Here is an 11,750-nt window from a genome sequence, read left to right as displayed (position 1 = left end):
CGCCCGTGGCGCAACCGCCCGGTCGGCGTGTCGGGTCTGAAGGAGGGGCCCCTTTTCAACAGACGGCTGTTGAAAAGGGGCCCCTCCTCACACCTAGCTCACCGCGGCGAGGAACTCGCTGTAGAACAGGCCCAGCGCGATGGCCACCGCGATACCGGCGATGATCCAGAACCGGACCACGATGTTGACCTCGCTCCAGCCGGCCAGCTCGAAGTGGTGCTGCAGCGGCGACATCCGGAACACCCGCTTGCCGGTGGTGCGGAACGAGATGATCTGGATGACCACGGACATCGTGACGATCACGAACAGGCCGCCCAGGATCGGCAGCAGCAGAACCGTGCGGGTGGACATCGCCATGCCGGCGATCAGGCCGCCCAGCCCGAGCGCGCCGGTGTCACCCATGAAGATCCGCGCCGGCGAGGTGTTCCACCAGAGGAAGCCGACACAGGCCCCGGCCGCCGCGCCGGCGATCAGCGCGATCTCCAGCGGATCGCGCACCGTGTAGCAGTAGGCCTCGGTGTAGTTCGGGTCCGCGCACCAGTGCCGGTACTGCCAGAACGCGATCAACGCGTACGCGGCCAGCACCATCACCGAGGCGCCGGTGGCCAGACCGTCCAGACCGTCGGTGAGGTTGACGCCGTTGGTCGCCGCCATCACCACCATGATGATGACGATCACCGCGCCGATCTTGCCGATCTCCAGCGCCGGGATGTCCCGGATGAAGCTCAGCGTCGTGCTGCCCACGGTCTCGGTGTTCGTCGCGTTGCCCCGGACGTCGGTCATGCTCGACGGGAAGTAGACCGCCACCGCGCCGAAGACGGCGCCGACCAGGATCTGCCCGGCCAGCTTGCCCCGCTTGTTGAGGCCGCCGCTGTGCCGCTTGCGGACCTTGAGGAAGTCGTCGATGAAGCCGACCGCGCCGGAGAACACCATCAGACCCAGCAGCACCAACGCCGTGATGGTCGGCTCGACCTGCGCGATCTGCGCGTCCGGCAGCGTGGTCAGGGCCAGGTGCCCGGCGACGTACGCGATCACCGTGGCCAGGATGAAGACCACGCCGCCCATCGTCGGCGTGCCCTTCTTGGTCTGGTGCATGGCCGGGCCCTCGGCCCGGATCGGCTGGCCCGCCTTGAGCCGGGTGAACACCTTGATCGCGATCGGGGTGCAGAACAGCGAGATCAGGAACGCGACCCCGATGGCGACGATGACCGCCCTCATGCGGCGCCGCCCTCCGTCGCCGCCTCCCGGGCGTCCGCGCGCAGCGCGTCGGCCACCTCCCAGGTCCGGTACCGCGAGCCCTTCACCAGCACCACGTCTGACGGACGCAGCTCGCTCCGCAGCACCTCGACGGCCGCCGCCTGATCGGTGAGCAGCACCGACTCTCCTCCCCAGTTGCCTACCGCTGTCGCGCCCTCGTGGATCGGCGCCGCCGGCTCGCCCACCACGAGCAGCCGGTCCACTCCCAACTCGGCCGCGAGCCGGCCGACCTGCTGATGCCCTTCCTGTTCGAACTCGCCCAGCTCGGCCATGTAGCCGAGCACCGCGACGGTACGCCCCTCGCCCCGCATGCTGGCCAACGCCCGCAGCGCCACGCCGGTGGAAGCCGGGTTCGCGTTGTACGAGTCGTCGATCACGGTCACCCCGTCGGGGCGCTCGAAGACGTCCATCCGCCGGGTCGAGACCAGGCCCAGCTCGCCCAGGGCGGCCGCCAGGTCGGCCAGCGGCAGGCCCAGCTCGCGGGCGACCGCCGCGGCGGCAAGCGAGTTGGACACCTGGTGCCGTCCGGTCAACCCGAGTCGTACCGGGACCCGCCCCTCCGGCGTCACCAGCGTGTACGAGGGCCGGCCCCGGCCGTCCAGCGTCACGTCCACCGCGCGCACGTCGGCACGCTCCGACTCGCCGTACCGGATCACCCGGGCGGAGGTCCGGGTCGCCATCGCGTCGACCCGGGGGTCGTCGGCGTTCAGCACCGCCAGCCCGTCGTCCGGCAGCGCCTCGACCAGCTCCCCCTTGGCCAGCGCGATGGTCTCCACCGAGCCGAACTCGCCGAGGTGCGCCACCCCGACGTTGAGCACCACCGAGATCCGCGGCGGCACCACGTCGCACAGGTAGCGGATGTGCCCCACCCCGCGGGCGCCCTTCTCCATCACCAGGAAGCGCGTCTCCGGGGTGGCCTGCAACGCGGTGTACGGGTGCCCCAGCTCGTTGTTGAACGAGCCGGGCGGCGCCACGGTCGGGCCGAGTCGCACCGCGAGCTGGGCGATCAGGTCCTTGGTGGTGGTCTTGCCGGACGAGCCGGTCAACCCGATCACGGTCAGCGCGGGCAGCCGGTCGACCACCGCGCGGGCCAGCCGGCCCATCGCGTCGAGCGCGTCGTCGACAAGCACCATCGGCACGCCCGGCACCTCGCGGGTGCCGAGCACGGCCACCGCGCCGGCGTCCACCGCGCCGGCCGCGTAGTCGTGGCCGTCCACCCGCTCGCCCGGGAACGCGACGAAGAGGCCGCCGGGGGCCACCTTGCGGGAGTCGAACTCCACCGTCCCGGTGACCCGGGCGTCCGGGTCGGCGCCGGCCAGCCGACCGCCGACCGCCTCGGCCACCTCGGCCAGCGTCAGCGGGATCACCGCTGACCCACCAGATCGCCGAAGCGGGCGCGCAGCGCGGTCGCCAGCTCCACCCGGTCGTCGAACGGCAGCACCTCGCCGCCGATCTCCTGGCCGCGCTCCTGTCCCTTGCCCAGCACCGCCACCACGTCACCCGGTTCGGCCACCCGGACCGCCTCCTCGATCGCCGCCCGCCGGCCGGGCACCTCGACGATGCGCGCGGGTGCGGCGGCCGCGTACGCGCCGGCCAGCACCTCGGCCCGGATCGTGGCCGGGTCCTCGGTGCGCGGGTTGTCGTCGGTCACCAGCAGCACGTCGGCGCCCCGGGCGGCCGCGCCGCCCATCACCGGCCGCTTGCCCCGGTCCCGGTCGCCGCCGGCGCCCACCACGCAGACCAGCCGGCCGTCGGTCAGGCCGCGCAGCGCGGTCAGCACCGCCTCGATCGCGTTCGCCTTGTGCGCGTAGTCGACCACGCCGCGCACCGGGGCGTCGCCGCTGACCAGCTCAAGCCGGCCGGGCACGCCGCCGCAGGCGGCCACGCCGCCCGCCGCGGTGACCGGGTCGACCCCGGCGGCCACCAGCGTGGCGACGGCAAGCAGCGCGTTCGCGACGTTGTGCCGGCCGGGCAGCGCCACGCCGGTGGGCAGCGTCAGCGCGTCCGGGCCGTGCAGGGTGAAGCGCTGCGCGTAGCCCTCGCCGTCGATCCGGTCGGCCCACCAGGTGGCGGACGGGTCACCGGCCGCCGAGTAGGTCACCGTCGCGGGCCGGCGCAGCGGGCGCAGCGCCGGGTCGTCGTGGTTGAGCACCTCGACCCGGCAGCGCCCGTCGAAGAGCCGGGCCTTGGCGGCGAAGTAGTCCGCCTCGTCGGCGTGGAAGTCGAGGTGGTCGGAGCCGAAGTTGGTGTAGCCGCCGACGTCGAACCGGACGCCGCCGACCCGACCCATGGCGAGCGCGTGGCTGGACACCTCCATGACCACGGCGTCCACCCCGCGCTCACGGGCCACCGCCAGCATGGCGTGCAGGTCGGTGGCCTCCGGGGTGGTCCGGACGCTGTCCACCACCAGGTCGCCGAGGCGGGTCTCCACGGTGCCGATCAGGCCGGTGGTGAGCCCGGCGGCGCGTAGTCCGGACTCGATCAGGTAGCTGGTGGAGGTCTTCCCGGCGGTGCCGGTCACCCCGATCACGGTCAGCTGGGCGGTCGGGTCGCCGTAGACCGTGGCGGCCACCTCGCCGAGCACGCCCCGGGCGTCGTCGACGACCAGCACGGGCAGGCCCGCGCCCTCGGTCAGCGGCACGCCGGCCGGGTCGGTCAGCACGGCCACCGCGCCGGCGGCGGCCGCGGCGGCGGCGAACTCCGCGCCGTGCCGGCGGGCGCCGGGCAGGGCCGCGTACAGGTCGCCGGGGCGGACCTCCTGGCTGGCGTGGGTGACCCCGCTGACGGCCAGTTCGGCGGCCCCCTCCGGTGTCGGAACGGCCAGCCGGGCGGCGAGGTCGCCGAGCCGGACGGGCAGTACGGTGGCGGGACGTGGATTGCCGGGCACGGCGTCAGACCCTACCCGGTCGTCCGGTTCCGACCGCACAGCCGCCCCGGTGGTTCGTCGCCACTCACCGATGATGTCCCGCCGGGCCCGCTCAGCGCGGAAAGACCTCGAACTTCGGGGACCTGTCGGTAAGCGACGGCGGCACCCGGTAGTGGCGCAGCGTGAAGCCCATCATCTCGCGGAACGCCGGCGCGGCGACCGCCCCGCCCTCGCCGCCGGGGCTCCAGACGAAGACCGCCACCACGTAGCGGGGCTTCTCCGCCGGGGCCATCCCGATGAAGGAGCCGACCTCGCCCGGCTGTCGCTTGCCGTTGTCGTAGCGCAGGCCGGTGCCGGTCTTGCCGGCCACCCGGTAGCCGGGCACCGCGGCGGCCAGTCCGGTGGCCGGCCCGTCCGGGCCGTCCACGGTGGTGACCGCCTCCAGCATCCGGCGCAGGGCGGCCGCGTTGGTCGGGCTGAGCACCGAGCGGGTGGTCGGGTCGGCGCCCGGGGTCCGGGTGCCGTCCGGCCCGATCGTCTCCTTGATCAGGTGCGGCTGCACGTACGTGCCGTTGTTGGCGATCGCGTTGTACGCGGCGGCCATCTGCAACGGCGTCGCGTCCACGCTGTGCCCGATCGGCACCGACCCGTACGACGACCCGCTCCACTCGTCGGCCGGGAGCAGCCGGCCGGACGCCTCGCCGGGCAGGCCCTCGCCGGTCGGCTGGCCCAGCCCGAACCGCTTCTGGTAGTCGATCAGCCGGTCCTTGCCCAGCTTGTCGGCGATCTTGATGGTGCCGATGTTGGAGGAGAAGGCGAGCATCCCCGGGATGCTCATCACGCGCCCGTCCGCGTGGTGCGTGTCCTCGAACGGGACGTCACCCAGGACCATGGTGTTGGGCACCGGGAACGTGGTGTCCGGCGTGATCACGCCCTCCTGGAGCGCCGCGCCGAAGGTGATCGCCTTGTGGATCGAGCCCGGGTCGACCACGAAGCTGGTGGCCGCGTCGTCCCGGTCGGCCGGCGAGGCGACCTTCGTCGGGTCGGCCGCGTCGTAGGTGGGCTGGCTGGCCTGGGCCAGCACCTCCCCGGTGGGCACGTCCATGATCACCGCCGCCGCGACGCTGCCCTTGGCCTGGGCCACCTGCCTGGCCAGGATCCGCTGCGTCATGAACTGCAGGTCCCGGTCGACGGTGAGCTGCAGCGAGCTGCCCGGCCGGGGCTGGGTGGTGCTGCTGTAGCCACCCGGGATGGGCGCGGCCAGGTCACCCAGGCCCGCCTCGTAGGTCCGCTTGCCGGGCTGGCCGCGCAGCAGGTCGTCGTACTTCGCCTCCAGGCCCTCCAGGCCGTTCATGTCCTGGCTGACGAAGCCGATCATGTTGGCGGCCAGGTCCCCGCCGGGCACCTCGCGCCGCTCGTCCCGGTGCACGCCGATGCCGGCCAGGTCGAGCGCCATGAGCTTCTTGGCCGTGCCGATCTCCACACCCCGGGCCAGGTAGACGAACTCGGTGTCGCGGTCGGTGCCGGGCTGCTTGCGCCGCTGCATCTTGTCGGCCAGCTCCGACGCCGGCACGCCGAGCAGCGGGGAGAGCGCCTGCGCGGTGGCGAAGCGGTCCTTGACCCGGGTCGGGTCGGCGAAGACGTAGCGCGCCTCCACGCTGTGCGCCAGCGGCTCGCCGTCGCGGTCGAGGATGGCGCCGCGCGGGGCCGGCAGCTCGATCACCTTGACCCGGTTGGGCAGGCCGCCGTCGGCGTACGCCGGGCTGTCCGCGGTCTGCAGGTAGACCAGCCGGACGCCGATGCTGGCGAACAGCGTCAGGGCCAGCACCGTGGCGAGTCGCAGCCGCCGGCGCGGGTCGCCCAGGCGGGGCGGCCGGCGCGGCTTGCGGACCGGCCGCCGGGCCGCCGGGCGACGCGGGCCGGGCCGGCGCCGCGGCGGCGGGTCGTCCTCGTCGTCGAACGGCTCGTGCACCGGGCGGGCGGAGACGGTCCGCACCACGCCGGCGCGGCCTCCTGCCGCCCGGCGGCCGGCCCGGGCGCTCTCGCCGGCCGCGGGCGGCTCCCGGCGGCCGGCCCGGGCGACCCGGCCGCCGTCGAGCACCTGCAACGCGGGCCGGAACGGATCGCCGGAGCGACTGGTGCGCGGGGTACGCCGTTGCTCGGCGCCGCCCTCGCGGATGGTCCGCCCGCGCGGCGTGTACGCCCGGGCGTCGGAGATCCCGCCGACGCCCGGCTCCCGCGGCTCGGCCCCACGCGACGAGCCGCGCCGGGAGCCTGTGGCGTCCCGGCGCGGTTCGTCCGATCTCGGCGGCACTTGTCAGCCTCCGTTGCCCTGCTGGCCGGCGCCGGCCGTCCCGCCCTCGGCGGGGTGCGGCACGCCGATCGTGCGCCCGTCCGGCAGTCGGATGTAGGCCGGGTCCTCGGATTCCACCAGGCCCAGCTTGCGGGCGTTGGCGGTGAGGTTGCCCGGCGCCTCCTGGTCGGCGATCTCCTTCTTCAGCTCCTGCTCGTCCACGTCGAGCTTGGCCTGCTGCTCCTGGAGCCGCTCCAGCCGGAAGGCGTTCTCGTTGATTTTGGTGTTGACCGCCAGGATGCCGAGCACCCCGCCGACCACGAGCATCAGGATCAGCCCGACGAAGGGCGCCCGCGGCACCCGGATCGGCGGCGGCGGAGCGACTCGCAGCCGCGGCGCCGCCGGCGCGGTGGCCCGGGCGGCCCGCTCGGCCGGACGCAGCGCGGCGCTGCCCGCCGTCGGGTACTCGCGCGTCCCCCGGGCGCGGGTCCCCTCCCGGCGGTCGGCCGCCGTCGTCGTGTCTCGCGTGGTGCGCTGCGCCGTGGTCCGGCCCCCCGACCGCGGTGCGCGCTGCCCGACGGCCCCCCGGCCGTCGTGCTTCTCGACGTTCATGTCCCCTCCCCCTCCTCGTCCGTCCCGTTCCCCGGTTGGTGCATCGCCTTCACCCGGCGGCGGTACCGTTCGCGGTCGGTACCGCCCTGCCGGGTCGCCTCCGGATCGAGCCGTTCCGCGGCCCGCAGCCGCACCGAGGCGGCCCGCGGGTTCGCGGCCACCTCCGCCTCCCCGGGAAGCTCGGCGCCCCGGCTCAACAGCCGGAACGTCGGGCCCGACCCGGGCAGTTCGACCGGAAGGTCGACCGGGCCCTTGCTGCGGACCCGGTCGGCGAGCGCCTGCTTGGTGAGCCGGTCCTCCAGCGAGTGGTAGGACAGGACCACCATGCGGCCGCCCACGGTGAGCTTGTCCAGAGCGGCCGGCAGCGCCGTCTCCAGCGCCGCCAGCTCTCTGTTTACCTCGATCCGTAAAGCCTGAAACGTTCTCTTTGCCGGGTGTCCGCCCGTTCGTCGGGCCGGCGCGGGAATCGCGTCCCGAACCAGCTCGGCCAGCCGGGCCGACGACGTGATCCGGGCCCGCTCGCGCTCCCGGATGATCGCCGACGCGACCTTCCCGGCGAACTTCTCCTCGCCGTACACCCGTAGCAGCCGGGCCAGGTCCGGGTGTCCGTAGGTGTTGACCACCTCCTCGGCGGTCATCCCCCCGGTCTGGTCCATCCGCATGTCCAGCGGCGCGTCCTGGGCGTAGGCGAACCCGCGGTCGGGCGCGTCCAGTTGCAGGGACGAGACGCCGAGATCGAAGAGCACGCCGTCGATCGCCGGATAGCCGAGCCGGTCGAGCACCTCGGGCAGCTCGTCGTAGACGGCGTGCTCCAGGTGGATCCGGTCGGCGAACCGGGCCAGGCGGGCCCGCGCGTGGGCGAGCGCCTCGGTGTCCCGGTCGAGGCCGACGAGGACCGTGTCCGGGTGCGCCGTGAGCACCGCCTCGGCGTGCCCGGCCAGGCCGAGCGTGGCGTCGACGTGCACGGTCCGGCCGGGGCGGCCCAGCGCGGGGGCCAGCAGCTCGAGACACCGCTCGAGCAGCACCGGCACGTGCGTGCCGCGCAGCTCCCCCATGTCGACCCCCACTGCTCGAAAACCGTTTCCGTCCACGTGTCCGTCGTCGTCACGACGCCTCGCCATACCGCCAGATCCCCATCCGCTCCCCGCCCGCCGGAGGCCGCGGCCCTCCGTGTCGGATCGTGCGCCTGGCACCGGGGAAGGGGTGCCAGGAACTCGAAAGCGGCTGGAGATCTCGCAGTACGTCGGGCGCCGTCACGCCCTACAGACCGCCGGGCAGCACCCCCTCCTCGATGTCGGCGAAGTCGTCTTCGCTCTCCGCGAGGTAGGCCTCCCAGGCCGCCCTGTCCCAGATCTCCACCCGGGTGCTCGCCCCGATCACGACCAGCTCCCGGTCGAGCGCCGCGTAGGACCGCAGGTGCCCGGGAATCGTGACCCGCCCCTGCTTGTCCGGCACCTCGTCGTGCGCGCTGGCGAAGAAGACCCGGCTGTAGGCCCGGGCCGCCTTGCTGGTCATCGGTTGCGCGCGCAACTGGTCGGCGATGCGCTGGAACTCGGGCATCGGGAAGACGTAGAGGCAGCGCTCCTGCCCTTTGGTGATCACGACACCCCCCGCCAGCTCATCCCGGAACTTGGCCGGCAGGATCAACCGGCCTTTGTCGTCCAGGCGCGGAGTGTGGGTGCCGAGGAACATCGGCCCAACCCCCTCGCCTTGAGCGGCGTTCGCGGCGCCGCTGACCCCCCGGGCCGGTGTGGCCCTCCCGGCCTCACCATCGCGCCCCACTCTACTCCACTTCCCTCCACCTGCAACCAGAATCGCCGCCTCGGCGCGGCGTGTCCGCGCGTAAAACCGCACGTCAATGCGGGTGGAGCGGAGTGGAGGGGGTGGACGCCCCCCGCCGGCGGTCCGTTACCCGACATCGACCGCCGCCGTCCGGCCGAGCGCGCTCCGGCCGTCCACCGGGACGTCCCCGGCCGAACGGTTCGCCGTCGGCGGCGATCTGGCGGCGGTCGTGGTCCGGTAACCTCGCTCGGGTGACGGACGCGAAGATGCCCATGCGGGCAAAGGTGGCCAGCTCCGTGTCGCGCACCGCCGCGGCGCTGTCGCGGGCCGCGGGTCGTGGCGACGGCTCGGTGATCGGCGGCTGGATCGGCCTCAAGATCGACCCCGACCTGCTCGCCCACCTGTCGGCCGGACGCGCCATCGCCCTGGTGTCCGGCACCAACGGCAAGACCACCACCACCCGGCTGACCACCGCCACGGTTGGCGTGCTGGGCCGGGTCGCCTCCAACGCCTTCGGCGCCAACATGCCCACCGGGCACACCTCGGCGCTGGCCAAGGCGGGCAGCACGCCCTACGCCGTGCTGGAGGTGGACGAGCACTACCTGGCCCAGGTGCTGGAGGCGACCGAGCCGCACGTGGTGGCGCTGCTCAACCTCTCCCGCGACCAGCTCGACCGGGCCAAGGAGGTCGCCATGATGGCGCAGCTCTGGCGCGCCGCCCTGGTCCGGCATCCCAAGGTGCGGGTGGTCGCCAACGCCGACGACCCGATGGTGGTCTGGGCCGCCTCCCCGCCGGCCGACCCGGCCCAGGGTCACGTGCCCCCGCACGTCACCTGGTTCAGCGCCGGCCAGCGCTGGCACGACGACTCGTGGGTCTGCCCCGAGTGCGGCTCCACCATCCAGCGCTCCGGCGGGCAGTGGTGGTGCACCGGCTGTCCGCTGCGCCGCCCCGAGCCGCAGTGGACGGTCGAGGACGACGGCGTGCTCGACCCCACCGGCGCCTGGCACAAGGTCCAGCTCCAGCTCCCCGGCAAGGTCAACCTCGGCAACGCGGCCACCGCGCTGGCGGTCGCCGCCGAGTTCGGCGTACGCCCGGTGGACGCGGTCTCCCGGCTCGGCACGGTCACCTCGGTGGCCGGCCGCTACGCCCAGGTCGACCGGGACGGGCGCAACATCCGGCTGCTGCTGGCCAAGAACCCGGCGAGCTGGCTGGAGGCGTTCGACATGGCCGACGTCGCGCCGACCCTGCTCTCGATCAACGCGCGCGACCCCGACGGGCTGGACACGTCGTGGCTGTTCGACGTCGACTTCTCGCCGCTGGCCGGCCGGCAGGTGCTGATCACCGGCGACCGGGCCTACGACCTGGCGGTGCGGCTCGACGTCAACGGCGTGCCGTTCCGGCACGTGCGCACGTTCGACGAGGCGGTCCGGGCGGTGCCGCCGGGCCGGCTGGAGGTCATCGCCAACTACACCGCCTTCCAGGACATCCGAGCGGAGCTGGACCGTGTCAACTGAGAGCCTGCGCATCGTCTGGGTCTATCCCGACCTGCTGTCCACCTACGGCGACCGGGGCAACGCGCTGATCCTGGCCCGCCGGGCCCAGCTGCGCGGCATGCCGGTGGAGGTGCTGGAGGTCCGCTCCGACCAGCGGCTGCCCGCCACCGCCGACATCTACCTGATCGGCGGCGGCGAGGACGGCCCGCAGGCGCTGGGCGCCCAGCGCCTGCTCGCCGACGGCGGCGTGCACCGGGCGGTGGCCCAGGGCTCGGTGGTGTTCGGTGTCTGCGCCGGCTACCAACTGCTCGGCACCTCCTTCTTCGCCAAGGGCACCCGCTGCGCCGGCCTGGAGCTGCTCGACCTCTCCTCCGACCGGGGTCCGACCCGGGCGGTCGGCGAGCTGGCCGGCGAGGTGGACCCGCGACTGGGCATCCCGCACCTGACCGGGTTCGAGAACCACGGCGGGCGCACCCGCCTCGGCCCGGGCGTGTCGCCGTTGGCCCGGGTGACCGCCGGCGTCGGCAACGACGGCGCCACCGAGGGCGCCTGGCGGGGCAAGCTGCTCGGCACCTATTCGCACGGCCCGGCGTTGGCCCGCAACCCCGACCTGGCCGACCTGCTGCTGCGCTGGGCCACCGGCATCCACCAGCTCCCGCCGCTCGACGACAGCTGGGCCGACCGGCTCCGGTCCGAGCGCCGCGCCGCGGTCACCGCCGCCGCCCGGGCATGACCGGCGCCGCCCCGCCGGGGCGGCGACCGGTGGTCCGCCGGCTCGCCGGGCTGCTCGGGCAGCCGTCGGCGCGGCGGTTCGGGCTGTTGCTCCTCCTGCTCGCCGGGTTCGCCGTCACCCTGCTGCTGGCGCCCCGGCCGGACGCGGCCGACCTGCCCCGGCTCGCCGACGCGCTCGGCGGGTACGCCCCGGTCGCGGCCGTGGTCGGCGGCGCGCTGCTGCTGGTGGCCCTGGTGCCCCGGACGTTCGTCACGCTGGCCTCGGGCGCGATCTTCGGTCCGGTGCAGGGCGCCGCGTACGCGCTGGGCGCGGCGCTGCTCGCGGCCGCGCTCGGCTTCGCGGTCGGCCGGATGCTGGGCCGGGACTTCGTGGCCGAACGGGTCCGCGGCCGGCTGGCCCGGCTCGACGGCTGGTTCGCCCGGCAGAGCGTGTTCGGGGTGATCACCGTACGGCTGCTGCCGATCGCCGGCTTCGGGCTGGTCAGCTACGGCTACGGCACCACCGCGGCCCGGGTGCTGCCGTTCCTGGCCGGCAGCGTGATCGCCTCCGCCCCCACCGCCATCGGCTACGCCGCGATCGGCGCCGCGGTGAGCAGCCCCGGTTCGGTCAACTGGTACGCGGCCGCGCCGGCCAGCCTCGGCCTGATCGCCAGCGTGCTGATCATCCACCGCTGGTGGCGGGCCGAACGGCAACGACGGCTCGGTCCGAGCTGAC

Annotated in this window: 10 protein-coding genes; 3 read left to right on the top strand and 7 right to left on the bottom strand. The window is 74.2% G+C overall.

What is annotated here, in order from left to right; translation table 11 throughout:
* Positions 1 to 93: 93 nt before the first annotated feature.
* The 7 genes from mraY to mraZ form a co-directional block, all read right to left on the bottom strand.
* Positions 94 to 1,218 (bottom strand): phospho-N-acetylmuramoyl-pentapeptide-transferase, encoded by a 1,125-nt coding sequence (gene mraY / locus ACGFI2_RS11860; RefSeq protein WP_393514584.1) that lies wholly within the window; start codon positions 1,216 to 1,218, stop codon positions 94 to 96.
* Positions 1,215 to 2,624, bottom strand: a complete 1,410-nt coding sequence (murF, locus tag ACGFI2_RS11855) for a UDP-N-acetylmuramoyl-tripeptide--D-alanyl-D-alanine ligase (protein ID WP_393514581.1) — start codon at positions 2,622 to 2,624, stop codon at positions 1,215 to 1,217. The genes mraY and murF overlap by 4 nt, the downstream gene beginning before the upstream one ends.
* Positions 2,621 to 4,183 (bottom strand): UDP-N-acetylmuramoyl-L-alanyl-D-glutamate--2,6-diaminopimelate ligase, encoded by a 1,563-nt coding sequence (locus tag ACGFI2_RS11850; RefSeq protein WP_393514578.1) that lies wholly within the window; start codon positions 4,181 to 4,183, stop codon positions 2,621 to 2,623. The genes murF and ACGFI2_RS11850 overlap by 4 nt, the downstream gene beginning before the upstream one ends.
* A 52-nt stretch (positions 4,184 to 4,235) precedes the next feature.
* Positions 4,236 to 6,437 carry a peptidoglycan D,D-transpeptidase FtsI family protein gene (locus ACGFI2_RS11845; RefSeq protein WP_393514575.1) on the bottom strand — a complete coding sequence of 734 codons (2,202 nt, stop codon included), beginning with the start codon at positions 6,435 to 6,437 and terminating at the stop codon, positions 4,236 to 4,238.
* 3 nt (positions 6,438 to 6,440) lie between these two features.
* The gene (locus ACGFI2_RS11840; RefSeq protein WP_393514572.1) at positions 6,441 to 7,028 is read right to left on the bottom strand and encodes a hypothetical protein; all 588 of its coding nucleotides are present in this window, start codon (positions 7,026 to 7,028) and stop codon (positions 6,441 to 6,443) included.
* A complete protein-coding gene (rsmH, locus tag ACGFI2_RS11835) occupies positions 7,025 to 8,083 on the bottom strand; it encodes a 16S rRNA (cytosine(1402)-N(4))-methyltransferase RsmH (protein WP_393514981.1) in 1,059 nt (352 codons plus the stop codon). Before rsmH ends, ACGFI2_RS11840 begins: the two co-directional genes overlap by 4 nt.
* Positions 8,084 to 8,288: 205 nt before the next feature.
* Positions 8,289 to 8,720, bottom strand: a complete 432-nt coding sequence (gene mraZ / locus ACGFI2_RS11830; RefSeq protein WP_091060154.1) for a division/cell wall cluster transcriptional repressor MraZ — start codon at positions 8,718 to 8,720, stop codon at positions 8,289 to 8,291.
* A 356-nt stretch (positions 8,721 to 9,076) separates the two neighbouring features.
* Between mraZ and ACGFI2_RS11825 the strand changes: the two genes are divergently transcribed.
* The 3 genes from ACGFI2_RS11825 to ACGFI2_RS11815 are packed head-to-tail and all read left to right on the top strand — an operon-like array spanning position 9,077 to position 11,749.
* Positions 9,077 to 10,324: a MurT ligase domain-containing protein gene (locus ACGFI2_RS11825; RefSeq protein WP_393514978.1), complete on the top strand. Its 1,248-nt coding sequence runs from the start codon at positions 9,077 to 9,079 to the stop codon at positions 10,322 to 10,324.
* Positions 10,314 to 11,036 (top strand): type 1 glutamine amidotransferase, encoded by a 723-nt coding sequence (locus ACGFI2_RS11820; RefSeq protein ID WP_393514569.1) that lies wholly within the window; start codon positions 10,314 to 10,316, stop codon positions 11,034 to 11,036. Before ACGFI2_RS11825 ends, ACGFI2_RS11820 begins: the two co-directional genes overlap by 11 nt.
* Positions 11,033 to 11,749, top strand: a complete 717-nt coding sequence (locus tag ACGFI2_RS11815) for a TVP38/TMEM64 family protein (RefSeq protein ID WP_393514566.1) — start codon at positions 11,033 to 11,035, stop codon at positions 11,747 to 11,749. The genes ACGFI2_RS11820 and ACGFI2_RS11815 overlap by 4 nt, the downstream gene beginning before the upstream one ends.
* The last annotated feature ends 1 nt before the right edge of the window (position 11,750 follow it).

Source organism: Micromonospora sp. NPDC049282 (assembly GCF_043197045.1).
Classification (GTDB): Bacteria; Actinomycetota; Actinomycetes; order Mycobacteriales; family Micromonosporaceae; genus Micromonospora.
The sequence above is the reverse complement of the archived record's forward strand: the minus strand, read 5'-3'. Positions and strand labels throughout refer to the sequence as shown.